Source organism: Limnohabitans planktonicus II-D5 (assembly GCF_001270065.2).
Taxonomy (GTDB): domain Bacteria; phylum Pseudomonadota; class Gammaproteobacteria; order Burkholderiales; family Burkholderiaceae_C; genus Limnohabitans_A; species Limnohabitans_A planktonicus.
The window spans coordinates 1-24,125 of the sequence record NZ_LFYT02000041.1 but is presented as its reverse complement, the minus strand read 5'-3'; the positions used below and the strand labels follow the sequence as shown (position 1 = coordinate 24,125).

Here is a 24,125-nt window from a genome sequence, read left to right as displayed (position 1 = left end):
GGCCTTGTGACTTGGCGGCCGCCAAAATTGGCAGCCGCCTTCACCTAGAATCAAGTTCGTTTCTTTTCTACAGAATCACTCGTCTACATTTTTATGAAACTCATCGGCTCCGTCACCAGTCCTTATGTGCGCAAAGTGCGCATCGTCATGGCCGAAAAAAAACTGGACTACCAATTCGTGATCGAAGATGTGATGTCCGAACAAACCACCATCCACGAATCCAACCCATTGGGCAAAGTGCCCTGCCTGATCATGGAAGGCCATGAGGCGGTGTTTGACTCTCGCGTCATCGTGGAATACCTGGATACGTTGTCCCCTGTGGGCAAACTGATTCCCCCGGCTGGGCGTGAGCGCGCTGAAGTCAAAACCTGGGAAGCCCTGGCCGATGGGCTGATGGACGCGGCCTATCTGGCCCGCATGGAGCAAGCCTGGGCAGGTCGTCAGGACAGCGAGCGCAGCCAGGCCTGGATCGACCGCCAGCTGAACAAAATCCAGCACGCTTTGCGCGCCATGAGCCAGGGCCTGGGCGACAAAGCATTTTGCTCGGGCATTCACCTGAGTCTGTCCGACATTGCCGTGGGCTGCGCGCTGGGTTACCTGGACTTGCGATTTGCCAGCATTGACTGGCGCGGTCAATACCCCAATTTGCACAGGCTCCATGACAAACTGTCGCAACGCCAAAGCTTCATCGACACCCTGCCGGTTTAAAGCGGGCGCAAGCTCCGCATGAATTTGTGGCCGTCACCGGCCTCGGGGTGATGGGTGGTGGTCTGGGGAATTTCATCGAGGCGGTGGTGCCGCTCCTATTGATCCGGCCCTGTGAAGTCTGCAGGTTGACTTCAACCTTGCACCTTGTGGGAGCTTGCCCTGCAAGCGAAAAGCCTTTGCTCCACAAGCGTCTGATCGCCAGCAGGGCTAGCTCCCACAAACTCCTCCCAACGGGCACCACACTGCTCAGACTTCATCGGGCCGAATCTATAGACCCCAGGGCCGCGCCAACATCACGGCACCGAATCACGCACTGTTTGCGCGCTTTTTGAGCCAACGCATGAAGCCACCGAGCACCGGCAGTTTTTCATACAACTCTTCGGCCGCATCCCAGTAATCACGGTGCAACGTGACCAACCCCTGCGCGTTGAACACCACATGGCTGGCCCCCCGCACGGTTTGGGGCGTGTGGGTGTCAAAGCGTTTGAAACGGAAGCGAAACTCCCAGGTCAAAAAGGCCTGATCCCCATCGACCACTTGCCCGGTGATGACAAAGTGCGGCTGCTCCAGGGCCACATACATGTGCCGGAAAATCCGCTCAATCTCGGGCAGGCCTTGCACCTCGTTGAAGGGGTCCTTGAAACGCGCTTGCGCGTCGTAGACCGTGTGCAATTGCGCCACGCTGTCGGGAGACAGCGTTTCAAAAAACGTGACCAGGTCCTGGGTGGCTTGTCGTGTGTTCATGCTTGTCAATCAATTGGGATGACCCACGCGGGCCTGTCTTTCACAGCCCCGTGAACTTGCGCACCAAGGGGAAATACAAACGGTAAGGCAGCAACCTGAGCAGTTTGAGCCACACCGTGAAGCGGCGCGGAAAATGGATGTCAAATTGTCCGCGCGCCCAGCCCCGCAGCATTTCCTGCGCAGCCTGTTCGGGCCTGAGCAAGGCGGGCATGGTGAACTGGTTTTGCGCCGTGAGCGGTGTGGCCACAAAGCCCGGGTTGATCACGCTCACACCGATGCCCTGGTCCTGCAAATCCATGTACAGCGTCTCGGCCAAGTGCGTCAGGGCAGCCTTGGTGGGGCCGTAAGCCAGGCCATTGGGCAAGCCGCGCCAGCCCGCCACGCTGCTGATCACACTGAAGTGCCCGCGCTGCTGGGCCAGCATGTCGGGCAGTACCGCATCCAGCACCAGCAAGGCTCCCTGGTAATTGACACGGTCATGTTGCAGCAGGTCGGGCAAATCCAGCGCTGTGGCGCGTTGGGCGCGGTAGTAACCGGCTGCGTACACCAGCAAATCAATCGGACCATCGGCCAGGATGCGGCGTGCAGTGGCCTGCACATCTGCGGGCACGGTGACATCCAGCGGGTGCCACTGCACGCCAGTGTCTTGCGCGGCCCAGTCGAGCACACCTTGAGGCTGACGGGCAGAGACCATCACCACAGCGCCCGCAGCGCGCAGTGCCTGTGCACACGCCAGCCCGATGCCCGTAGAGGCACCCACCAGCCACACCCGCCGCCCCGCCCAACTGGGCATGGGCGTGTTGAGCTGGTACCAGCGACGCTGGGCGGGCAATGGCTCACTGGCCAAGCGGGCGGTCTCCTTGGGCGTCAAGACAGGCGACGCGGCGTTCATGGCTGATTCCCGGTCAAGCCTGGCAAGGGGGTGCGGCGAGTGAAGGACAAGGTCACTTCTCCGAGCTTGATGCCGAATTTGCTCATGGTGGCTTTGTTGAGCATCACCCGCGAATCCATCAAATACATCCAGTCGTCAAAGTCCACATGCCACACGCGCCCGTCTACAGGCAGCGCCAGGGTGTAGCCCCAACGAAATGCGTTGCCGCTCACTTGCCCTGTGGCCTGCCCCACCACGTCATCGGCCTGGCCGGTGTAGGCGCCATTTGCACCCGCTTTGAGTCGCCAAATCCGGCGCTGTTTTGTGCCGTCGGAATACACAAAGGCTTCATCGAGCACGCCTTCATCGCCTTGCCAACTGCAGTCCATGACCACCGTGAAGCGCTTGACCACCTGACCACTGCGGTCGGTGAAAACACCCCAGGCGTCGATGGTGCCGTTGAAGTAAGTGCGCAAATCGAGTTGCGGCTTTTCTTGTGCATAGCTTTGCACCTGCGGCCCCGCACAACCAGACAGAAAAGGCGTGGCGGCCAGGGCGCCGCAAGCACCCAGACGACCCAAAACGTTGCGACGATCGATATTGGTGCTCATGTGTTGGCTCCCTTGTTGAGTTTCATGGTGGCATCATGCCTTTGTGCGCGCATCCAGCTCTACCCCTTTTGAATGGGTAGTAACTTGGGCCCCTGCGCTGTGGTCGCGGCTCCTCATCAGCGCGACATACAAAGCCCCTGCCGCCAGCAACTTGAGCACACACGGCAGGACGCCATAAGCCCAGCCCAGCGCCAGCAAAGCTTGTTCATCTTGTTGGCCCGGGGCATAGCCCCACAAGCCCAACAGGGGCAAGGACAGGCCCGCCGCCAATGCCAAATTCAGTTTGGTGGCGAGGTTCCACCACCCCATGAAGGCCCCGTCACTGCGGCCGCGTTCACCACAGCGGTCAATCAGCTGATTGAGCAATGCACCGGGCACCGTCAGATCGGCACCCAGTGCCAAGCCCGACAGTGCACACACCACCAAAAAACCGCTGGTGTCACCCGCCCCCAGCCCGATGACGCTGACAAATGCCAAGATGGACAGCCCCATGCCCAGCGCCCAGGTCTTGAGCAAACCAATGCGGCCAATCACCTTGAGCCAGACCGGAAAAGACAAGGCACCAGCGGCAAAGTACAGGCCCAGAAAAAAGGGCTCCATGGCCTTGGGGGCTTGCAAACGGTCCTGAACAAAAAACAGCACCAGGGTCGCTGGCACGGCACTGGCCAGTCCGTTGAGCATGAAGACGGCCAACAAACGGCGAAAACCTGCGTATTTCCAGGGCTGCCACAGGCTCACACCTGGCTCAGCGGCGCGGTCCTCGGCGGGTGATGATTGCGTCTGTTGGCGCTCGCGCTCGGCAGCCAAACCGGCCGTGCGCCGCCAGGCCAACAAGCCCAGGGCCAACAAAAGCACCAGCAAACTGGTCGTGAGCGGCCAGCCCCAAAGAGCAGGCAAGGCGGACGCCAGCAACACCCCCACCAAGGCAAAGCCTTCGCGCCAAGCCACCCAGCGGCTTTGCGCCAAACCGCCCCCCCCTTGCCGCGCAGCCCAAGCCTGGTGCAAGATGCCCAACCCGCTGTAAGCCAGGTGGCTGAGCGTGAGCGCCCCCGCCACCCACAGCAACAACTGCGCGGTGCTCAGGTGTTCGGCGGGTGGGAAAAACAAGGCGACAAACCCTGAAATCAGCGCCAAGGCCAGGCACAGGGCGGCCACCCAAACGGCCTGCCAACTGCGACGGTACAAACGATCCCCGAAGCGCCCCAGCCAGGGATCGACCACGGCATCCACACCTCGGCTGAACAAGAGCACCGCCCCCAAAGCGGCCAGGGGCACGCCGTATTGCTGGGCATACACATTGGGCAAGTGCACATAAACGGGCAGGGCCACAAAGGCCAGCGGCAAACCCAACAGGCCATATGAGGCTGCAGCCATGCGCTCGTCTCGGGGCTGCAAGGCCATGGGGGCACTCATGGCGTCAGGCCTTGCAGCATCTTGGTGCGCATCTCTGGCTCCGAACTGCGTTCGTCCAGCCAGATGCCAAAAAACAGGCGCGCAAAAAGTGCGTCGTTGACCCGGCCCACACGCCGCCCGTTGACCCAAAATTCAGCCCCCTGGCCGGGCTGGTTCACGCCGGTGATGCGGTCACCCGTACCGACGTTGGGAAATAGGGCGCGCATTTCAGCCAGCCAAGTTTGTGCCTGGGCATCCGTGAAGCTGCCCACACGGCGCATTTCATCAATGGAGCGGCTGGCAATCTGCGCCCCCTCCAGCCGCCGCAGGTATTGCAATTCCAGTGCAAAAGGCTGCTGCGCGTAGGCGTTGTATCGAAAACCCGAGGGCGTCCACAGTCGGGCGTCATACACCTCAAACCCCCAGACCCGCAAACGCACCAAGGCAGAGGGCTTGACGCCACTGAGGGCGGTGACTTCGGGTCTGCTCACCTCGGTTGACGTGGTGGTGGAGGTCGTGTTGGACGTGCCAGATGCTTGCGCCCAGCTTGCACCACTGAAAGCCGACCACAGCAACGCGCCCCCCAGTACCCACCCAGCCCAAAGTGACCACGACTGCGCGTACACAGCGCCGCGTGCGCAGTGCATGTGGTGCACCGGCGAGTGCATGAGCTGAGGGTGCCGTTGCGGGCGAACTGCCTGGGGTTGGTCTGGGTAGGGGTGCATCGCGGTGGTCCGGGTTGTCAGGTCGGCTTGACCAAGGTGAACTGGATGACGTCGATGTTCGCCTCGTCAAACGCGGCCTCGCAGTAGGCCAGGTAAAACTCCCACAGGCGCACAAAGCGGTCATCAAATGAGAGCAAACGCACATCGTTCAAGTTGCCCATGAAGCTGTCGCGCCAGCGGCGCAGGGTTTCGGCGTAGTCGGGGCCGAACTTCAGCTCATCGACCACCTGCAGGCCAGCGGCCTGCGCCTGCTTGCGAAACTCGCTGGGGCTGGGCAGGCAGCCGCCCGGAAAAATGTATTGCTGGATGAAATCGGTCGAATTCACGTAGCGATCAAACAAGCTGTCGTCGATGGTGATGCTCTGGATACACGCCCGGCCACCGGGTTTGAGCAAGCGACTCACTGTCTGAAAATAGGTCGGCCAATAGGCTTGGCCGACCGCTTCAATCATCTCGATGGAGCAGATGGCATCAAAAGGCGCATCCTGAATGTCGCGGTAATCCTGCAGGCGCAGATCGGACCGATCGGTGCAGCCCTGCCATTTCATGCGTGTCTGCGCAAATGCCAGTTGCTCCGTTGACAGCGTCACGCCCGTCAGGTGCGCGCCAAATTCAGTGGTGGCCGATTCGGCCAAAGCCCCCCAGCCGCAGCCGATCTCCAGAATCCGGTCACCTGGCTGGGCATTGACCATGCGCAAGGCACGTCGCACCTTGGCCTTTTGCGCGTCGGCCATGGGCTGGGTTTTGTCCCCATCGAACCAGGCCGACGAGTAGTTCATGGTGCTGTCCAGCCAGATTTCGTAAAACGCGTTGCCCAGGTCGTAGTGGGCATGGATGTTTTTGCGGCTGTTGGTGCGGTTGTTGCGGTTGAGCCAATGCTTGACGCGGTAAGCCAAGCGGCCCAGCCAGTGGCCATAAATGGCGCCTTCGAGTTCCCGCCGGTTGGCAATGAACAAACGCAGCAAATCGGGCAATGAGGGGGTGTTCCAGTCGGCGGCCATATAGCCTTCGGCAAATCCGATGTCGCCCGACTTGAGCACCGCAGCGCACACCTCCCAGCGCTGGATGTGCAAGGCGGCAAAGGGTGCCTGGTGCGTGCCAAAAACCTGTTGCGAACCATCCGGTCCGTGCAGGGTCAGCGTGCCCACTTTCAGGCGCTCTAGCCAGCGAATGACTTGACGGGCCGCTTTGGGCAAACTGGCAGGCTTGAAGGTCCGGCTCAACTCAGGGGGGGTTGCGGTACTGTCCAAAAGGCTCTCTCCTGTGGTCATCGGGTCACAAATTGATGGGGGGCTTGCGGCTTGCGCCAAAACGGCACTTTTTTGAGCCACAAACGCAGTGCATGCCAATGGATGCGAAACACCACGCCCAAAGTGAGCAGCGGAAATCGCCACATCACACGGCGCAAGGCGTTGCGGCTCGCCGGCTCGAGCGTGCCGCTCCAACTGGTCTGAATCAACAGGCCCTCGGCGTCGGCGTGATCGACACGCGCCACGACCCGGGGCTGACCCAGGTGCTGCGTGCGCATGAAACGAAACTCGTAGTGGCCTTGCACATCGCAAAACGGCGAGACGTGAAACACCTTGTCGGTCCGCTGTGTGTGGCCATATTGGGGGGCGGGCAACAAGTAGCAGTGCCGCTCACCAAAGGTGTTGTTGACCTCGGCCACGATGGCCGCCAGCGTGCCATCCTGACGCTGCGCGTACCAAAAGCTCACGGGCTTGAAGGCGTGTCCCAGCACACGGGGAAAGCATTGCAACCACACTTCGCCGCTGGCATCGGCAATGCCTTCACGCTGCAAAAGTTCATCCAGCCAGGCCAAAGCACCGCCTTGGGCGGCGCTGCGGCCATCGCCATGGTCCACATCGTGAAAGGCAAACCAGGCGCGGCGGTTCACCGCCAAAGCGCCAGCCCGACGGCTTTGCAATTGGCGCATGGGCAACATCAAAAAAGCCGTGGGGTAGGCAAACACATGATGGGCAGGGCGATGCCGTGTGTGGCGCACCTGCCCCCATCCAATCATTGCGCCCGTGTTGTTCATGCGCCCTTGTCCGCCTTGATTTTGTCCAGCAGTGCGCGCCCCACCTGCATGCCCGACTTGAGCCCATCTTCATGAAAGCCGTATCCCGCCCAAGCCCCGGCAAACCAGGTGTGGCGCTGGCCTTGCAGCAAGGGCAGGCGTTGTTGCGCCGCAATGGCCGGCATGTCAAACACCGGGTGCGCATAGTCGTATTCACCCAAGATCGTGTCAGCGCGAATGTCTTGCACAGGGTTGAGCGACACCACCACCGGCTGACTAAAAGGTATGCGCTGCAGGCGGTTGAGCAGGTAATGCAGGCACACGCGTGATGATTCGCGGTCATCGCTGGCTGCGCGTTCATAGTTCCAGGCGGCCCAGGCTTTGGCGTTGGCGGGCAAGACAGAGGCATCGGTGTGCAGCACCGCATGGTTGTCCTGGTAGCGGATGGCCCCCAACACCTCGCTTTCCAGACGGCTGGGATCAGTCAGCATGCCCAAGGCCTGATCGGTGTGGGTGGCCACCACGACGGCATCAAAGGGCTCGGCCCCATGGTCGGTCAAGATGCGCACCCCTGCGTCATGGCGCTCAATCAGGCGCACCGGGGTGTTCAGACGCTTGTCGGGCACACCGTCCAAAATCTTGTCCACGTAATGACGGGCGCCGCCGACCACGCTGAACCACTGGGGGCGCTGAGTGACCTGAATCAGCCCATGGTTGTGACAAAACCGGATCATGGTGGCCACGGGAAACTGCAACATCTGATCCGTGGGGCAGCTCCAGATGCAGCCGAGCATGGGCAGGAAGTACCAGTCCCGAAATGCCTCGCTGAATTTGTGCTGCCGCAAAAATTCGATCAAAGGCTGTTGCAGCTCGGCTTCACGCTGCGCCTTGGCGATGCGCGTGCACAGCGCATTGAATCGCAGCACATCGGCCAGCATGCGCCAAAAGCGTGGGTTGACCAGATTGCGGCGCTGCGCAAACACGGTATTGAGGTCACTGCCGCTCCACTCCAGTGCTCGCCCGCCCAAGGCACCGGGCACCTTGACTGAAAACGACATGTCTGAAGGTGCTGTTTCCACCTGCAGGTCTTCAAACAACTGGATCAGGTTCGGGTAGGTGCGCTCGTTGAACACCAAAAACCCCGTGTCCACCCCATGCGTCACCGGACCTTGCGAAGTGGGCAAAGTGATGTCCACAGTGTGGGTGTGCCCACCAAAATAGTGACCCGCCTCAAACACCGTGATGTCTGCTTGGCCTTTCAGGGTGTGGGCCACGGCCAGGCCTGAAATGCCCGAACCGACGATGGCCAATTTCATGCGTGCGCTCATGGTGCAGTTTTTTGGAGTGATTTTTCGATGGCCGCGATCAAGCTTTTGCTGTCTGGCCCGGTCATGCTGCTGTAGCTGTCGACCACTTTGCCGTCACGCCCAATCAGGTATTTGTAGAAGTTCCAGCGCGGTTTTTGGCCCGATTCTGCCAAAAGTTGCTTGTAAAAAGGTGAGGCCCCGGCCCCTGAAACCACGGTTTTTGTGAACATCGGGAACTTCACCCCAAAGGTGTTGTCACAAAACTCGGCAATTTGCTTGTTGCTCCCCGTTTCTTGCGAAAAGTCATTCGAAGGAAAGCCCAGCACCACCAAGCCCTTGCTCTGGTACTGGGTGTGCAGCGCTTCCAGTCCTTTGTACTGCGAGGTGAATCCGCAAAAGCTGGCCGTGTTCACGACCAGCAAAACCTTGCCGCTGTATTGGCACAAAGACTGAGGCTTTTCGTCTTGCAAGCGCTCCACAGTGTGGTTGAGCAAGGCCGGGCAGGATGGTGCAGCGGCGTGTGCGCCCACCGTGGCCAAGACGAAAAACAGGTATAGCAAGGATCTGTGGAGCATGGCGGGATCGATTTTTACTTTTAAATCCATTTTGTGACTACTCAGTTTAAACGCATTCATGGCACTTGTCACAATCCCTTTTGACACGACTGTGCATATGCCAAAAAAGCTCTTGCGCCGACCCGCTCAGTCCTTCTTTATTGATCCGGCACGCTGAAGTTTGAAATGTGTCAAAAATGCCATCTCGCAGGTCGTACCCATTTCATGGTGGCGCAAAGGCCTGCCTCTGTGCGTGCATTGAATAGGCAAATGGCTGGCTTCTCACTGGCGTTTAGACGGCTCTCCTACAATGGCCCGATGACCTCCAACACCCTCTACACCCAACGCCGTGCCCGCCTCGCTGCCCAATTGGGCGCAGGCGGGATCGCCATCATTCCCACCGCGCCCGAGCGCCAGCGCAACCGTGACAGCGATTACCTGTACCGGCACGACAGTTACTTTTATTACCTGACCGGCTTCACCGAGCCCCAAGCGAGTTTGGTGATCACGGCCGATGGCGAGTGCACGCTGTTTTGCCAGCCCAAAGACCTGGAGCGCGAAATTTGGGATGGCATCCGCCTGGGGCCAGACGCGGCACCTGCCGCTTTGGGCGTGAACCGGGCATTGCCCATCGGCGAGATGGCCGCACACATGCCCAAGTTGCTGGAAAACCGCAGCACCGTGTGGTACCCCTTTGCCATTCACGCTGGGCTAGAGAGCCTGGTGAACGGCTGGCTGCAGTCTGTGCGGGCGCGTGTGCGTTACGGCGCTTTGTGCCCCGAGCAGCAGCGCGACCTGTGCAGCTTGCTCGACGAGATGCGCCTGGTGAAAGACGCGCACGAACAAGACATCATGCGCCGCGCCAGCGCCATCAGCGCCCGCGCCCACATCCGCGCCATGCAACGCAGCGCAGCCATGCTGCGTGCGGGTCAAGAGGTGCGTGAATACCACCTGGACGCCGAGCTGCTGCACGAATTCCGCCAGCACGGCTCGCAGTACCCGGCTTACGGCTCCATCGTGGCGGGCGGGGCCAATGCCTGCGTGCTGCATTACCGCGCCGACACGGCCTTGATCCAAAACGGCGACATGGTGCTGATCGACGCCGGCTGCGAACTGGATGGCTACGCCAGCGACATCACCCGCACCTTCCCGGCCAACGGCACATTCACCGGGCCGCAACGCGCTTTGTACGAGCTGGTGCTGGCCTCACAAGACGCGGCAGTGGCCGCCACCAAGGCCGGTGCCCGTTTTGTCGACCCGCATGAAGCCACTGTGGCCGTGCTGGCGCAGGGCCTGCTCGACGTGGGCTTGCTCGACACAAACAAGGTCGGCAACGCCCAGGATGTGATCGCCAACCGCAGCTATTTCCAGTTCTACATGCACCGCACCGGTCACTGGCTGGGCATGGACGTGCACGACTGCGGCAGCTATGTGGAGCCCTCGCAGGTGGGCCAGGTCAGTGAGCGCAAAGATCCGCTGAGCGGCGAGTTGATCAAAGACCGCCCCAGCCGCATTCTGCAGCCGGGCATGGTGTTGACCATTGAGCCGGGCTTGTATGTGCGCCCAGCACCCGGTGTGCCCGAGCAATTCCACAACATCGGCATCCGCATCGAAGACGACGCCATCGTGACCGCCACGGGTTGCGAGCTGATCACGCGTGGCGTTCCGGTCAAGGCCGACGAGATCGAAGCCTTGATGCGGGGCTGAAAGGCCCATGCAGCCGAGTTCCCCGCCCGGTATGTCGGGCACCCTGCTCGCCATCCAAATCGGCCAGGTACGCCCCCTCATGGTGGGCGGGCGCAAACTGGTGTCGGCCATTGGCAAAACCACCGTTTCTGGTCCCATCGAGGTGGGGGTGCTGGGCCTGGCCGGTGACGAACAAGCCGACTTGTCTGTGCATGGGGGCCTGAGCAAGGCGGTGTACGCCTTGCCTTCAGAACATTTGCCTTGGTGGCAGGCGCAGCGGCAGGCTCAGGGCGCGACGATGTTTGAAGAAGCTTTGGCACCGGGCTATTTGGGTGAAAACCTGAGCTTGCAAGGCCTGCTCGAACATGAACTTTTCATGGGCGACCGCCTCGACTTTGGCGACGTGGTCTTGCGTGTCACCCAGCCACGCGAGCCCTGCGGCAAGTTCAACGCCGTCATGGGCTACGCCCTGGCCGCCAAAGACATGGTGCAAAGCGGGCGCTGTGGCTTTTATTTGGCGGTGGAAAAACCCGGCGTTTTGCAAGCCGGTGCCACATGCCAAGTGCTGGCGGGCTCACGTTCCACCCGCGTGACCGAAGCCTTGCAGCACAAAGCCTGGAAGCATTTGCGCTGAACCACCCCCATTTGTGCGAAAAAGTCAAAACCCAACTCACTTGCGCGAGGCATTACCCAGGCCCGAAGCATTGAATCAGGGGTCTACAATGAAAATATCGTCTGACTGTCGCCCTGGGTGTTGACAAATCTTTTGCCATCCATGATGGCTGCTGAATCCCGGCAGCCCTGACAGCACATCCCTACCACGGAGCCGAAACAATGACCAACAAGGTCCAAGCCGAAGAAAAACGCGCCCAGTTGCGCAAAGCTGCACTCGAATACCACGAGTTCCCCACCCCCGGCAAGATCGCCATTGCCCCCACCAAGCAACTGGTCAACCAGCACGACTTGGCCTTGGCTTATTCGCCCGGCGTGGCCGCACCTTGCGAAGAAATCGTCAAAGACCCAGCCAACGCTTTCAAGTACACCAGCCGGGGCAACCTCGTCGGTGTGGTGACCAACGGCACCGCCGTGCTGGGCCTGGGCGACATCGGCCCGCTGGCCAGCAAGCCGGTCATGGAAGGCAAGGGCGTGTTGTTCAAGAAGTTTTCGGGCATCGACGTGTTCGACATCGAGATCAACGAAAAAGACCCGGACAAGCTGGTCGAGATCATCGCCTCGCTGGAGCCGACCTTTGGCGGCATCAACCTTGAAGACATCAAGGCACCCGATTGCTTCTACATCGAGCGCAAGCTGCGTGAGCGCATGAAGATCCCGGTCTTTCACGACGACCAGCACGGCACCGCCATCGTGGTGGGCGCGGCCATTCTGAACGGCCTGAAGATCGTCGGCAAAGACCCCAAAAAGATCAAGCTGGTCACCTCGGGTGCTGGCGCAGCGGCCTTGGCTTGCCTGGGTTTGTTGGTCAAGCTGGGCATTCCGCGTGAAAACATTTGGGTCACCGATTTGGCGGGTGTGGTCTACGAAGGCCGCACCGAACTCATGGACGAAGACAAGATCCAGTTCGTGCAAAAGACCGAGCAGCGCACGCTGCGTGAAGTGATTGCCGGTGCCGACGTGTTCCTGGGCCTGTCGGCAGGCGGTGTGCTCAAGCAAGACATGGTCCAGTCCATGGCCGCCAAGCCGCTGATTTTTGCGCTGGCCAACCCCAACCCCGAAATCGACCCCGCCGATGTGAAAGCCGTGCGCGACGACGCCATCATGGCCACGGGCCGCACCGATTACCCCAACCAGGTCAACAACGTCCTGTGCTTCCCTTACATCTTCCGGGGCGCACTCGACTGCGGCGCGACCACCATCACGCTGGAGATGGAAATCGCCGCCGTGCACGCGATTGCTGAGCTGGCCCAGGCCGAGCAAAGCGAAGTGGTGGCTGCAGCCTATGTGGGCGAGCCGCTGGCGTTTGGCCCCGAGTACCTGATCCCCAAACCCTTTGACCCGCGCTTGATGATGAAAATCGCCCCGGCCGTGGCCCAGGCCGCAGCGGAGAGCGGCGTGGCTTCGCGCCCGATTGCCGACATGGACGCTTACCGCGACCGCCTGCAAGGCTTTGTGTACGCGTCAGGCACCATGATGAAGCCGATCATCACGGCTGCCAAACGCGCCCTGAAAAAGCGCATCGCCTACAGCGAAGGCGAAGAAGAACGCGTGCTGCGTGCTGCCCAGATCGTGGTGGATGAAGGCATTGCCCGCCCCACGCTGATCGGTCGACCTGCCGTGATCGCCGAGCGCATTGAAAAATTTGGCCTTCGCCTGAAAGAAGAGCTGGACTACGACGTGGTCAACGTCGAGATGGACCCGCGCTACCGCGACTTCTGGCAAACCTACCACCGCATGACCGAGCGCAAGGGCATCACCCAACAGATGGCCAAAATCGAGATGCGCCGACGTTTGTCCTTGATCGGTGCCATGTTGCTGCTCAAAGGCGATGTGGACGGCATGATTTGCGGCACCTGGGGCACCAACCCCATGCACCTGAACTACATTGACCAGGTCATTGGCAAGCGTGCGGGCGTCAACACCTTCGCCTGCATGAACGGCTTGATGCTGCCGGGCCGTCAAGTCTTCATGGTCGACACCCATGTGAACTACGACCCGACGGCCGCGCAACTGGCCGAATTCACCGTCATGGCCGCCGAAGAAATGCGCCGTTTCGGTATCCAGCCCAAGGCAGCCCTGCTCTCGCACTCCAACTTTGGCTCGTCCAACCAGCCCAGCGCGGTGAAAATGCGTGAAGTGCTGGACCTGCTGCGTCAAAACGCGCCCTGGCTGGAAGTGGATGGCGAAATGCACGGCGACGTGGCCCTCGACGCCGCCTCGCGCAAGGTCATCATGCCCAACAGCACCTTGATGGGCGACGCCAATTTGCTGGTTTTGCCAAATATTGACGCCGCCAACATTGCCTACAACCTGCTCAAAACCGCTGCCGGCGGCAACATCGCCGTAGGCCCGGTTTTGCTGGGTGCCGCCAAACCCGTGCACATCCTGACACCCAGCACCACGGTGCGCCGCATTGTGAACATGACGGCGCTGACTGTGGCCGACGCCAACGCTGCGCGCTGAGCACATCTGTCCCTGTCAAGTGCTCGCTTGACAGGGCAATTGCCTGAAGTGTTTGCCTGATCGCCAGACAAGCACTTGCATTTTTATGACAATTGCATCACACTAGCGCCTTCGAGTTTTCGGGTTAACCCGGATCTCCTGAAAGGTGTTTTCATGAGGGTCGCGCAAAAAACCGGGTTTTTTCAACGCTGTACAGCAGTTTTGATGGGCTTGGCAATGATGGCATGCACTGTTTCGGTGCATTCTCGTTCAACCCCAGAAGCGCAAACTTTATCGACTCTGTCGGTGCAAGATTTGCCACATGAAGGCCAGGAAACCTACCAACTCATCCGCAAGGGTGGTCCTTTCCGCTACGAAAAGGACGGTACGGTTTTTGGCAATCGTGAGCGCATCCTGCCCCGCGAGGCGCGAGGGTTTTACCGCGAATACACCGTCAGGACACCCGGCTCACGCAACCGAGGGGCTCGCCGCATCGTCTGCGGCGGACCCGTCCCGCAAGAACCCAAAGCCTGTTACTACACCTCAGACCATTACGCGAGTTTTCGCATGATCGTCGACAAAAACTGATTTTTTAGCTTTAAAGAAAGACCACGGAGATGGACACGCCGATTCGTCATGACCAAGAGGCGCCCTTGAAGGGCGTGCGGTCCAACATCGTGCAGTCGATCCGCGCTTACCGCGTGAGCGACTTGCAAGATGCCGCCCAAGGCCTGGGCCATCACTTTTTGTACGCCAACCTGGCTGAAGCCCAGAGCAAACAAGACGTGTTGGACCTCATTGGTGCGCAATTCACATTGCCCTCGCACTTTGGCAAAAACTTTGATGCCTTGTACGACTGCATGACCGATCCCTTGCACAAGTCCGGCCCACAGCCAGGCTTCATCGTGGTGCTGGAGCAAATTCCCGCACACGCCAAGTTCGACAAGGAAGCCCGCGAGCAATTGCTGGACATCTTCCGCGACACAGCCGATTACTGGGGAGACCGGAAGATACCCTTCCGATGCTTCTATTCTTTTCTGTAGCCCGTTCTGCGCAAAACAGCCAAGCAGGACGGGCGAATGAGGCACAAACCGAAGTCGCCGTGATGGCCGAATCGGTCGAAGACGGCGAAAGAATGCCCACCGACAAACTGGTGGACGTTTCGCCCCTGGCGCTGCGCATGAGCAGCCCCTTCAACGCAGGTTACTGGCTCGCAGCCGCCTGACGATCATCCGGGCCGAACCAGCCCGGATGGCATCCAGCCCGTCCTTGCGACGGGCTTTTTTTTGGTCCGCATGGATTTATACTGTGCCTCTGCGCCGATTTGAACCCGATTGCGGGCGCCGGGACCTCAGAGTCCCGAAATTCAGCTAAATGGCGTGTGTTTCATTCCCTTTGAAGCCCGGCCCCGCTGAATGCGATGCCGGGTTTTTGCTTTTTGGAACCGTACACAGTCGATGTTGATCGCCGAGTCACAAACCATGCCGTTCGACGCCGCCTTGCCCTTGCAAAGCGGCGCGTCGATCCGTGGCTATTCCCTCTCTTACGAGACCTACGGCACGCTCAACGCCGACAAATCCAACGCCGTGCTGGTGTGCCATGCGCTCAACGCCTCGCACCATGTGGCGGGCGTATATGCCGACCAGCCGAACAACTTGGGCTGGTGGGACAACATGATCGGCCCGGGCAAACCGCTGGACACCGACCGCTTTTTTGTCATCGGTGTGAACAACTTGGGCTCCTGCTTTGGCTCCACCGGACCCATGCATGTGAACCCCGACACGGGCCTTGTGTACGGTGCCGACTTCCCTGTGGTCACCGTCGAAGACTGGGTCAACGCCCAGGCTCGCTTGCTGGACGCGCTGGGCATTGAACAACTGGCCGCCGTGATGGGCGGGAGTTTGGGCGGCATGCAGGCGCTGTCTTGGACGCTGCAATACCCCGAGCGCGTGAAACACGCGGTGGTGGTGGCCAGCGCCCCCAATCTGAACGCCGAAAACATCGCCTTCAACGAAGTGGCGCGCCGCGCCATCGTGACCGACCCGGACTTTCACAACGGCCACTTTTACGCGCACGGCGTGGTGCCCAAGCGTGGCCTGCGCATCGCCCGCATGATCGGCCACATCACGTACCTCAGCGACGACGTGATGAACGAGAAGTTCGGCCGTGAATTGCGCAACGCCGTCAACAGCGACACGGGCTACAAATACTCCACACAAGACGTGGAATTCCAGATCGAAAGCTACCTGCGCTACCAAGGCGACAAGTTCAGCGAGTACTTTGACGCCAACACCTATTTGCTGATCACCCGAGCGCTCGACTACTTTGACCCGGCCCGCGCCTTTGGCGGCGACCTGTCCAAAGCGCTGGAACGCGCCATCTGCAAATTCCTGCTGGTGAGCTTCACCACCGACTGGCGCTTTTCGCCTGCACGCAGCCGCGAAATCGTCAAAGGCCTGATCGACAACCGCCGCGACGTGAGCTATGCCGAGATCGACGCCCCGCACGGCCACGACGCCTTTTTGCTCGACGACGCGCGCTACCTGAACGTGGTGCGGGCCTACTTCGGCCAGATCGCCAACAGCCTGGGAGATGCCGCATGAGCGACCCGCTGATCATGCAAGCCATTGCTCGCCTGGTGCCCCAAGGCGCACGCGTGCTTGACCTGGGCTGCGGCGACGGTGCCTTGCTCGCCTATTTGCAAAAGCACAACGGCTGCACCGGCTACGGCGTCGAACTCGATGACGCCAATGTGCTGGCCTGTGCGCAGCGCGGCGTGAATGTGCTGCAACTGAATCTGGACCAGGGCCTGAAGGTTTTTGCCGACCAGTCCTTTGATGTGGTGCTGCAGATCGACACCCTGCAACACCTGCGCAACGCCGAGGTGATGCTGCGCGAGACCGCCCGCGTCGGCAAGATCGGCATCGTGGCCTTCCCCAACTTTGCGCACTGGTTCAACCGCCTGAGCGTGCTGCGTGGCCGCATGCCGGTGACCAAGCGCCTGCCCTACCAGTGGTATGACACACCCAACATTCGCGTAGGCACCTACGCCGACTTTGCGGACCTGGCCCGCAAAAACGACCTGCGGGTCCTCGACGCGTTTGGTTTGCAACACGGCCATGAAGTGCGGTATTTACCCAACCTGATGGCCGGCACGGCGGTGTTCAAATTGCAACGCCGCTGAGCTTTCTTCCGGGCTGATTTTGTCGGTCATGTGCCCCACCCTCTCTTGCCTTTCATGACCATTTCTGCCTCGCACACCGATCACCCCGCCCATGCCCACAGCCACTCCCCCTGGCTGATCGCCAACCTGTTGGCCCAGATGGCATTTGGCCTGCTGGCCATGACCTTGTGCCTGCCGTCCATGCAGGAATGGGGCACCCTCTTCGCCACCGACCAGTCCCATGTGCAGCTGACCTTCAGCGGCTACGTGGTGGCCTATGGCGGCTTGCAACTGGTCTATGGCCCCCTGTCCGATCGGCATGGCCGCAAGGCCATCCTGCTGGTGGGCTTGGTGATTGCGGGCGTGGCCTCTGGGCTGGCCGTGTTCGCGACTGACATCCGTTGGCTCACGGCCGCGCGCATTTTGCAAGGCGCAGGCTGCGCCGCCAGCATGGTGATCGGTCGCTCGCTGGTGCAAGACCTGTTTCAAGGGCACCAACGCACCCGGGTCATGGCCTATGTGGGCATGTCACTGGGCCTGATTCCCCCGTTGGCCACTTTGCTCGGTGGGCAAATCCATGTGCGTTGGGGCTGGCAGGCCAACTTCGTGCTTTTGGCTGTGCTCGCACCGCTGCTGGCCATCGCCGCCTGGCAAGGCCTGCCCGCCAGCAAGCCCCACGCAGCCAGCGACAGCCACTGGCTGCGCGCCATGCTCAGCGCTTACCGACGTCTGATGCGTGAGCCGCGTTTCCTGCTCTATGTGGTCATCCTCGCCGCCACCACGGCCACCTTTTATGTGTTCCTGGGCGGCGCGCCCATCGTGCTCAAGGGCTATGGCATTGGCCCCGACGGCATTGGCTGGTTCATCATGGCCGTGCCCATCTCCTACATCGTGGGCAACTTCATGACCTCGCGTTTGATTCAAGGCATGGGCGAGCGCCGCATGATGGCCGCAGGCCAGGTGTTCACCCTCACGGGTCTGGTGATCATGCTGGCCCTGGGCCTGGCGGGCCTGAAAAATCCACTGGCCGTGGCCCTGCCCTTGCTGCTTTTGGGCTTTGGTCATGGCCTGCTGAACCCGCCTGCGCTGGCAGGCACGGTGGGCGTGGTGCCTGCGCTGGCAGGCTCAGCCGCCGCAGTGGCGGGCCTGATGCAGCAACTGACAGGTGCCACAGGCGCTTATCTGGTCGGACTGGTCAGCCATGAAGGTGCCGTGAACCTGGGCTGGATGATGCTCGCGTTCAGCCTTGTGGCCGCGTGCGCACAGTGGTGGCTGCACCGGCGCTGAAGGCTGCACGGCATCGCCACGGACGCTCCGTGGTCGGAGCCAGCCCTGCTGGCGATTGCGCGCTTGTGGTCCGCAGGCTTTCGCGTGCAGGGAAAGCGCCTACAAACACCCTTCAACTGCTTACGCTCAAGCCCCTGCCCGCGCCGCCTGCAGCGCCTCGCGCAGCACTTTCAAATCCCCGATGTGATTGGCCAGAAGCAAGATCAGGCGGGCGTTGAGCGCCTCGCTTTGCTCGTCGCTCAGACCGTTGTGGGCGTCGATCAGGTTTTCATAAAAATCGTCACCGGGCGAAAAATCGCGGAAGAAGCGGCGACCGGCTTCATGAAAATTGGGCTGCGTGATCAGCGTCGATGTCGCAGCGGCTGTGGTGCTCGTGCTGATGTTTGTCGTCGTGCTCATGTTCATCCTCCTCAAGCCTCGCCCATGGCGGTTTGGCCTGTCGCGTGTTTCAACGCTGTCTGTATGGCTGTTGCCGACCACATGCGCCAGCGGGCCACCACATGCTGGTCCGGGCGCAGCAGGTAAGTGGTGCCTGGCTTGGCGTCATAGCGCTTGGCCATCCACCCTTGGGCATCCACCAGCACCTTGGCACCCTCCACCTGCAAAGGCGTGGCCGAGACGATCAAGGTGTCCACTTTCACAGGCCCTTGGCGCAAAGCCTGCATCGCGGCCAAGGTTTGGGCATCGGGCGCAGCATCGACAAACAACAGTGCGGCAAAACCATTACCCACCTGATTGAGCAGCCAAGCGTCTTGCCCGTCCACTTGCACGGGCGCATCGTCCATCGGTGCACCGGGCACCATATTGCCTTCAAACGCTTCAGCGTCTGGCGTGTTCAGCACCGAGCCGGTCAGGAAAGAGGGCACCGACAGGCGGCCCGAATTGACCAGCTTGCGCGCAAACGGGTGGTGCTTGGCCAGCGCCAGCACCTGGTTGCGAAAGGTCTTGCTGGTGCGGCTCTTGGGCGTGATGAAGTCGGTCGAGCGGGTCGAGTTCATGATGTTCTCGTCCGCCGCAAACTGGCGGTCGTGCGCGTAGGTGTCGAGCAGTTTCTCGCTGGCCTGGCCCTTGATCACCAAGCCCAGCTTCCACATCAAATCGTCCACATCCTGAAAGCCCGAGTTGGCCCCGCGTGCGCCAAAGGGCGAGACCTGGTGCGCCGCGTCGCCCGCAAACAACACGCGGCCGTGGCGGAAATCGGTCATGCGGCGGCACTGGAAGGTGTAGATGCTGACCCACTCCAGCTCAAACGGCCGCTCATCGCCCAGCATGGCCTTCAGGCGCGGGATGACTTTTTCGGGCTTCTTTTCTTCTTCGGGGTCGGCGTCCCAGCCCAGCTGAAAGTCGATGCGCCAGACGTTGTTGCTTTGCTTGTGCAGCAGCACGCTTTGGTTGGGGTGAAACGGCGGGTCAAACCAGAACCAGCGTTCGGCCGGGTAGTCGGCTTTCATGATCACGTCGGCGATCAAGAAGCGGTCCTGGAACACGCGGCCTTCAATGTCCAGCCCCAAATGGCGGCGAATCGGGCTGCGTGCGCCGTCGGCCACCACCAGCCAGTCGGCTTCGATGTCAAACGTGCCTTCGGGCGTTTCCACCGTGAGCGTGGCGTGATCGTCATGGCGCGTCACGGCGGTCACTTTGTGCTGCCAGCGGATGTCGGCTCCCAATTCGAGTGCGCGTGCAATCAGCATTTCCTCAACGTGGTACTGCTGCAGATTGATCATGCCGGGGCGCTTGTGGCCCGCGTCGGGCACCAGGTTGAACTGGTAAACCTCGTCTTCTTCCAAAAAAGTGCGGCCGATGTTCCAGCTCACGCCCAAGCCGCAGGCCTCGTCGGCAATGCCCAATCGGTCCAGAATTTCCAGCGAACGCTTGGCATAGCACACCGCCCGCGAGCCGATCGACACGGTCTTGTCGTCATCCAGCACCAGCACGTCGAGGCCCTGCAAGCGGGCATCAATGGCAGCAGCCAGGCCCACGGGTCCCGCGCCAATGACGATCAACGGTTTACGCTGCGGTGGCGTCGACATCAAGTCAGCTGGCGACTTGTAGGGATAAATCGGGTTGATGTAAGCACCCATGAACGGTCTCCGATCTTTTGAAAAGCACCCTCTGGTGCAACAGCCGATAATTTACTATAGATAAATGGATTTACCTATCCGTAATTTTAAACGAAGTTGTAAACCGGCAACTTGGACCCGACAAGTGCCTGCACCGAACCATCCATGTCGGATCTGAAGCTGCCGACATACACATACCGCATCCCCGTAGGTCGGCGGCTTCAGCCCCGACAAGTGCCTGCGCCAAACCACCACCGTCAGAGCTGAAGCTGCCGACCTACACATACCGCATCCCCGTAGGTCGGTGGCTTCAGCCCCGACAAGTGCCTGCGCCAAACCACCACCGTCGGAGCTGAAGCTACCGACCTACACGCATACCGAATCCTCGCAGGTCGGCGGCTTCAGCCCCGGCAAGTGCCTGTGCCGAACCACCAACGTCGGAGCTGAAGCTGCCGACCTACAAATACCGCATCCCCGTAGGTCGGCGGCTTCAGCCCCGACAAGTGCCTGTGCCGAACCACCAACGTCGGAGCTGAAGCTGCCGACCTACACATACCGCATCCCCGTAGGTCGGTGGCTTGAGCCCCGACAAGTGCCTGTGCCGAACCACCAACGTCGGAGCTGAAGCTGCCGACCTACACATACCGCATCCCCGTAGGTCGGTGGCTTCAGCCCCGACAAGTGCCTGCGCCGAACCACCACCGTCTGAGCTGAAGCTGCCGACCTACAAATACCGCATCCCCGTAGGTCGGTGGCTTCAGCCCCGACAAGTGCCTGTGCCTAACCACCACCGTCAGAGCTGAAGCTGCCGACCTACAAATACCGCATCCCCGTAGGTCGGTGGCTTCAGCCCCGACAAGTGCCTGCGCCAAACCACCAACGTCGGAGCTGAAGCTGCCGACCTACACATACCGCATCCCCGTAGGTCGGCGGCTTCAGCCCCGACAAGTGCCTGCGCCAAACCACCACCGTCGGAGCTGAAGCTACCGACCTACACGCATACCACATCCCCGTAGGTCGGCGGCTTCAGCCCCGACAAGTGCCTGTGCCGAACCACCGATTTCAGAGCTGAAGCTGTTGACCTACACACATACCGCATCCCCGTAGGTCGGTGGCTTCAGCCCCGACAAGTGCCTGCGCCAAACCACCACCGTCGGAGCTGAAGCTGCCGACCTACACATACCGCATCCCCGTAGGTCGGCGGCTTCAGCCACGGCAAGTGCCTGTGCCGAACCACCAACGTCGGAGCTGAAGCTGCCGACCTACAAATACCGCATCCCCGTAGGTCGGTGGCTTCAGCCCCGACAAGTGCCTGTGCCGAACCACCACCGTAGGAGCTGAAGCTGCCGACCTACAAATACCGCATCCCCGTAGGTCGGTGGCTTCAGCCCCGACAAGTGCCTGTGCCGAACCACCACCGTCGGAGCTGAAGCTACCGACCTACACATACCGCATCCCCGTAGGTCGGCGGCTTCAGCCACGGCAAGTGCCTGTGCCGAACCACCAACGTCGGAGCTGAAGCTACCGACCTACACGCATACCGCATCCCCGTAGGTTGGTGGCTTCAGCCCCGACAAGTGCCTGCGCCAAACCACCAACGTCGGAGATAAAGCTGCCGACACGCATACCGCATCCCCGTAGGTCGGCGGCTTCAGCCCCGACAAGTGCCTGCGCCTAACCACCAACGTCGGAGCTGAAGCTACCGACCTACACGCTCACCGCATCCCCGTAGGTCGGTGGCTTCAGCCCCGACAAGTGCCTGTGCCGAACCACCGCTGTCGGAGCTGAAGCTGCCGACCTACACATACCAACTCACCGTAGGTCGGCGGCTTCAGCCCCGACAAGTGCCTGTGCCGAACCACCACCGTCGGAGCTGAAGCTGCCGACCTACACATACCGCATCCCCGTAGGTCGGCGGCTTCAGCCACGGCAAGTGCCTGTGCCGAACCACCAACGTCGGAGCTGAAGCTGCCGACCTACAAATACCGCATCCCCGTAGGTCGGTGGCTTCAGCCCCGACAAGTGCCTGTGCCGAACCACCAACGTCGGAGCTGAAGCTGCCGACCTGCACATACCAACTCACCGTAGGTCGGTGGCTTGAGCCCCGGCAAGTGCCTGTGCCGAACCACCAACGTCGGAGCTGAAGCTACCGACCTACACGCATACCGCATCCCCGTAGGTCGGCGGCTTCAGCCCCGACAAGTGCCTGTGCCGAACCACCACCGTCGGAGCTGAAGCTAGCCGACCTACACATACCGCATCCCCGTAGGTCGGTGGCTTCAGCCCCGACAAGTGCCTGCGCCGAACCACCACCGTCTGAGCTGAAGCTGCCGACCTACAAATACCGCATCCCCGCAGGTCGGTGGCTTCAGCCCCGACAAGTGCCTGCGCCTAACCACCACCGTCGGAGCTGAAGCTGCCGACCAACACATACCAACTCACCGAAAGTCAGTGGCCCGCAGAACGCCACGCACACCACAAGTGCAGCGCGTGGCACACGCAGCCGTCCCGTTACGGCTATGCTTGGCAACTTGTCTTTTGTATGACAAGTCATGAGCCACCACTTCACCCCCGTCACCAGCGGCGCCCGATTGTCTGACCAAGTGGGCGAACAACTCGCCGCCGAAATTCGCCAGGGACGCCTTTTGCCCGGCGACAAACTGCCCACCGAGGCGCGCCTGGTCGAGCAGTTTGCAGTCAGCCGCACAGTCGTGCGTGAAGCCGTCTCGCGCCTGAAATCCCTGGGTCTGGTCGAATCACGCCAGGGCAGCGGCGTGTTTGTCAGCCAACAGCAACCCTTTGCACCGCTCAATTTTGAAGCCCGCCACGCCGCCTCAAAAGACGCCGTGGTGCAAATGGTCGAAGTGCGTCGCGCCCTGGAAGCCGAGGTTGCAGCACTGGCCGCACAAAGGCGCAGCGAGAGCGACCTGCACGCCATTCGTCAAGCCGCCAAGGCTTTGGACACGGCCGTCAAAGAAGGCGGCAATGGGGTGGCCGAAGACGTGAAATTTCACCGCGCCATTGCCGACGCGGCGTGCAACCCGTTTTTGATCCAGACCCTCGAATACCTCGGACAGTTCTTGCACGGGGCCACGCAAGTCACACGCGCCAACGAAGCGCGCCGCGTGGACTTTGCCGCCGAAGTGCAAACCGAACACCAAGCCATCTTGCAAGCCGTCGAAGCCGGCAATCCCAGCGCCGCCCGCCAAGCCGCCGCAGCCCACATGGGCAATGCCATCGTGCGCATCCAGCAAGCCGACCCGACGTTCTGGCAACAAGAAGGCGAACGCCTGGCGCAACCGCTGATCAAGGGTCTGCGCAAGTAAGCGCTTCGTGCATGAGTTGTGGGTGCCCCATCGGGCAAACGTCGGACTCTTCGAGTGCCGACCTACGGGGATGCATTCGTAGGTCGGTGGTCGAAGACCTCGACACATGATGGATTGACCGACAGGGCCTGCAGCGGGCGTTTGGGGTGAATCAAAAAACGTCGGACTCTTCGAGTGCCGAACTACGGGGATGCATTCGTAGGTCGGTGGTCGAAGACCCCGACACATGATGGATTGACCGACTGGGCCTGCAGCGGGCGTTTAGGGTGAATATCGGCATAGGGGGCCTCCGGTAGGAGGCACCCCTGCCACACCACCCGGCATGCGGGTCCGCACCGGGCGGTTCCCCCCTGTGTCAGACTAGTTGTCGCCTCTCTTCTTTTTCCAAGCGGACTCTCCGCTGAGGCGATAAATAATGAAACATGCTCCGTATCCCACTGAATTTATTGAACAATCATTGCGTAAGGCTCGCGAGCGCGGCGATCAAACTCTGGTCAGCGTTGCAGTTGAACTGAATGTTCCTCTGACAACCTTGAAGGGTTGGCGCCGAGATG

General features: G+C 60.8%; 22 protein-coding genes. 11 read left to right on the top strand and 11 right to left on the bottom strand.

Annotated elements, in window-relative coordinates:
• Positions 1–93 precede the first annotated feature (93 nt).
• Positions 94–708 carry a glutathione S-transferase N-terminal domain-containing protein gene (locus H663_RS39455; protein ID WP_053173496.1) on the top strand — a complete coding sequence of 205 codons (615 nt, stop codon included), beginning with the start codon at positions 94–96 and terminating at the stop codon, positions 706–708.
• 306 nt (positions 709–1,014) lie between these two features.
• Here H663_RS39455 and H663_RS39450 read toward each other — a convergent pair whose 3' ends face one another.
• The 9 genes from H663_RS39450 to H663_RS39410 form a co-directional block, all read right to left on the bottom strand.
• Positions 1,015–1,452, bottom strand: coding sequence for a nuclear transport factor 2 family protein (locus H663_RS39450; protein WP_053173494.1), 438 nt, complete (start codon positions 1,450–1,452; stop codon positions 1,015–1,017).
• A 40-nt stretch (positions 1,453–1,492) separates the two neighbouring features.
• The gene (locus H663_RS39445; protein ID WP_053173676.1) at positions 1,493–2,245 is read right to left on the bottom strand and encodes an SDR family NAD(P)-dependent oxidoreductase; all 753 of its coding nucleotides are present in this window, start codon (positions 2,243–2,245) and stop codon (positions 1,493–1,495) included.
• A 95-nt stretch (positions 2,246–2,340) separates the two neighbouring features.
• On the bottom strand, positions 2,341–2,934 hold the full coding sequence (locus H663_RS39440; protein WP_053173491.1) for a DUF3833 domain-containing protein: 594 nt from the start codon (positions 2,932–2,934) through the stop codon (positions 2,341–2,343).
• A 33-nt stretch (positions 2,935–2,967) separates the two neighbouring features.
• Positions 2,968–4,347 carry an MFS transporter gene (locus H663_RS39435; RefSeq protein ID WP_053173489.1) on the bottom strand — a complete coding sequence of 460 codons (1,380 nt, stop codon included), beginning with the start codon at positions 4,345–4,347 and terminating at the stop codon, positions 2,968–2,970.
• Positions 4,344–4,994, bottom strand: a complete 651-nt coding sequence (locus tag H663_RS39430) for a chalcone isomerase family protein (RefSeq protein WP_240620590.1) — start codon at positions 4,992–4,994, stop codon at positions 4,344–4,346. Before H663_RS39430 ends, H663_RS39435 begins: the two co-directional genes overlap by 4 nt.
• A gap of 74 nt (positions 4,995–5,068) precedes the next feature.
• Positions 5,069–6,301, bottom strand: coding sequence for a class I SAM-dependent methyltransferase (locus H663_RS39425; RefSeq protein WP_420844068.1), 1,233 nt, complete (start codon positions 6,299–6,301; stop codon positions 5,069–5,071).
• A 17-nt stretch (positions 6,302–6,318) separates the two neighbouring features.
• Positions 6,319–7,092, bottom strand: coding sequence for a DUF1365 domain-containing protein (locus tag H663_RS39420; protein WP_053173485.1), 774 nt, complete (start codon positions 7,090–7,092; stop codon positions 6,319–6,321).
• Positions 7,089–8,387, bottom strand: a complete 1,299-nt coding sequence (locus H663_RS39415; RefSeq protein WP_053173672.1) for an NAD(P)/FAD-dependent oxidoreductase — start codon at positions 8,385–8,387, stop codon at positions 7,089–7,091. Before H663_RS39415 ends, H663_RS39420 begins: the two co-directional genes overlap by 4 nt.
• A gap of 8 nt (positions 8,388–8,395) precedes the next feature.
• Positions 8,396–8,953, bottom strand: a complete 558-nt coding sequence (locus tag H663_RS39410; RefSeq protein WP_053173483.1) for a glutathione peroxidase — start codon at positions 8,951–8,953, stop codon at positions 8,396–8,398.
• 297 nt (positions 8,954–9,250) lie between these two features.
• Between H663_RS39410 and H663_RS39405 the strand changes: the two genes are divergently transcribed.
• From H663_RS39405 to H663_RS39370, 9 genes are all read left to right on the top strand, one after another.
• Positions 9,251–10,639, top strand: coding sequence for an aminopeptidase P N-terminal domain-containing protein (locus tag H663_RS39405; RefSeq protein WP_053173481.1), 1,389 nt, complete (start codon positions 9,251–9,253; stop codon positions 10,637–10,639).
• A 7-nt stretch (positions 10,640–10,646) separates the two neighbouring features.
• Positions 10,647–11,252, top strand: a complete 606-nt coding sequence (locus H663_RS39400) for an MOSC domain-containing protein (RefSeq protein WP_083451213.1) — start codon at positions 10,647–10,649, stop codon at positions 11,250–11,252.
• 200 nt (positions 11,253–11,452) lie between these two features.
• On the top strand, positions 11,453–13,756 hold the full coding sequence (locus H663_RS39395) for an NADP-dependent malic enzyme (protein ID WP_053173477.1): 2,304 nt from the start codon (positions 11,453–11,455) through the stop codon (positions 13,754–13,756).
• A gap of 153 nt (positions 13,757–13,909) precedes the next feature.
• The gene (locus H663_RS39390) at positions 13,910–14,323 is read left to right on the top strand and encodes a guanyl-specific ribonuclease (protein ID WP_053173475.1); all 414 of its coding nucleotides are present in this window, start codon (positions 13,910–13,912) and stop codon (positions 14,321–14,323) included.
• Positions 14,324–14,352: 29 nt separating this feature from the next.
• On the top strand, positions 14,353–14,778 hold the full coding sequence (locus H663_RS39385) for a barstar family protein (protein WP_053173472.1): 426 nt from the start codon (positions 14,353–14,355) through the stop codon (positions 14,776–14,778).
• Positions 14,757–14,960, top strand: coding sequence for a hypothetical protein (locus H663_RS41420; protein WP_133240076.1), 204 nt, complete (start codon positions 14,757–14,759; stop codon positions 14,958–14,960). Before H663_RS39385 ends, H663_RS41420 begins: the two co-directional genes overlap by 22 nt.
• 232 nt (positions 14,961–15,192) lie before the next feature.
• A complete protein-coding gene (metX, locus tag H663_RS39380) occupies positions 15,193–16,338 on the top strand; it encodes a homoserine O-succinyltransferase MetX (protein WP_053173470.1) in 1,146 nt (381 codons plus the stop codon).
• The gene (gene metW / locus H663_RS39375; RefSeq protein WP_053173468.1) at positions 16,335–16,919 is read left to right on the top strand and encodes a methionine biosynthesis protein MetW; all 585 of its coding nucleotides are present in this window, start codon (positions 16,335–16,337) and stop codon (positions 16,917–16,919) included. Before metX ends, metW begins: the two co-directional genes overlap by 4 nt.
• 54 nt (positions 16,920–16,973) lie before the next feature.
• Entirely contained in the window at positions 16,974–18,185 is a 1,212-nt protein-coding gene (locus H663_RS39370) for a multidrug effflux MFS transporter (RefSeq protein WP_053173466.1), read from the top strand.
• A gap of 126 nt (positions 18,186–18,311) precedes the next feature.
• Here H663_RS39370 and H663_RS39365 read toward each other — a convergent pair whose 3' ends face one another.
• Both H663_RS39365 and H663_RS39360 read right to left on the bottom strand, forming a co-directional pair.
• Positions 18,312–18,584: a DUF2783 domain-containing protein gene (locus H663_RS39365; RefSeq protein WP_053173670.1), complete on the bottom strand. Its 273-nt coding sequence runs from the start codon at positions 18,582–18,584 to the stop codon at positions 18,312–18,314.
• 11 nt (positions 18,585–18,595) lie between these two features.
• Positions 18,596–20,266: an FAD-dependent oxidoreductase gene (locus H663_RS39360; RefSeq protein ID WP_053173463.1), complete on the bottom strand. Its 1,671-nt coding sequence runs from the start codon at positions 20,264–20,266 to the stop codon at positions 18,596–18,598.
• Between the two features lie 2,531 nt (positions 20,267–22,797).
• Here H663_RS39360 and H663_RS39355 point away from each other — a divergent pair.
• Entirely contained in the window at positions 22,798–23,571 is a 774-nt protein-coding gene (locus H663_RS39355; protein WP_053173462.1) for a FadR/GntR family transcriptional regulator, read from the top strand.
• Positions 23,572–24,125 lie beyond the last annotated feature (554 nt).

Bases quoted from the DNA above. Each gene is read 5' to 3' on its own strand.
- H663_RS39455 (WP_053173496.1), top strand. From the start codon at position 94: ATGAAACTCATCGGCTCCGTCACCAGTCCTTATGTGCGCAAAGTGCGC.
- H663_RS39450 (WP_053173494.1), bottom strand. From the start codon at position 1,452: ATGAACACACGACAAGCCACCCAGGACCTGGTCACGTTTTTTGAAACG.
- H663_RS39445 (WP_053173676.1), bottom strand. From the start codon at position 2,245: ATGCCCAGTTGGGCGGGGCGGCGGGTGTGGCTGGTGGGTGCCTCTACG.
- H663_RS39440 (WP_053173491.1), bottom strand. From the start codon at position 2,934: ATGAGCACCAATATCGATCGTCGCAACGTTTTGGGTCGTCTGGGTGCT.
- H663_RS39435 (WP_053173489.1), bottom strand. From the start codon at position 4,347: ATGAGTGCCCCCATGGCCTTGCAGCCCCGAGACGAGCGCATGGCTGCA.
- H663_RS39430 (WP_240620590.1), bottom strand. From the start codon at position 4,994: ATGCACTCGCCGGTGCACCACATGCACTGCGCACGCGGCGCTGTGTAC.
- H663_RS39420 (WP_053173485.1), bottom strand. From the start codon at position 7,092: ATGAACAACACGGGCGCAATGATTGGATGGGGGCAGGTGCGCCACACA.
- H663_RS39415 (WP_053173672.1), bottom strand. From the start codon at position 8,387: ATGAAATTGGCCATCGTCGGTTCGGGCATTTCAGGCCTGGCCGTGGCC.
- H663_RS39410 (WP_053173483.1), bottom strand. From the start codon at position 8,953: ATGCTCCACAGATCCTTGCTATACCTGTTTTTCGTCTTGGCCACGGTG.
- H663_RS39405 (WP_053173481.1), top strand. From the start codon at position 9,251: ATGACCTCCAACACCCTCTACACCCAACGCCGTGCCCGCCTCGCTGCC.
- H663_RS39400 (WP_083451213.1), top strand. From the start codon at position 10,647: ATGCAGCCGAGTTCCCCGCCCGGTATGTCGGGCACCCTGCTCGCCATC.
- H663_RS39395 (WP_053173477.1), top strand. From the start codon at position 11,453: ATGACCAACAAGGTCCAAGCCGAAGAAAAACGCGCCCAGTTGCGCAAA.
- H663_RS39390 (WP_053173475.1), top strand. From the start codon at position 13,910: ATGAGGGTCGCGCAAAAAACCGGGTTTTTTCAACGCTGTACAGCAGTT.
- H663_RS39385 (WP_053173472.1), top strand. From the start codon at position 14,353: ATGGACACGCCGATTCGTCATGACCAAGAGGCGCCCTTGAAGGGCGTG.
- H663_RS41420 (WP_133240076.1), top strand. From the start codon at position 14,757: ATGCTTCTATTCTTTTCTGTAGCCCGTTCTGCGCAAAACAGCCAAGCA.
- metX (WP_053173470.1), top strand. From the start codon at position 15,193: ATGTTGATCGCCGAGTCACAAACCATGCCGTTCGACGCCGCCTTGCCC.
- metW (WP_053173468.1), top strand. From the start codon at position 16,335: ATGAGCGACCCGCTGATCATGCAAGCCATTGCTCGCCTGGTGCCCCAA.
- H663_RS39370 (WP_053173466.1), top strand. From the start codon at position 16,974: ATGACCATTTCTGCCTCGCACACCGATCACCCCGCCCATGCCCACAGC.
- H663_RS39365 (WP_053173670.1), bottom strand. From the start codon at position 18,584: ATGAGCACGACGACAAACATCAGCACGAGCACCACAGCCGCTGCGACA.
- H663_RS39360 (WP_053173463.1), bottom strand. From the start codon at position 20,266: ATGGGTGCTTACATCAACCCGATTTATCCCTACAAGTCGCCAGCTGAC.
- H663_RS39355 (WP_053173462.1), top strand. From the start codon at position 22,798: ATGAGCCACCACTTCACCCCCGTCACCAGCGGCGCCCGATTGTCTGAC.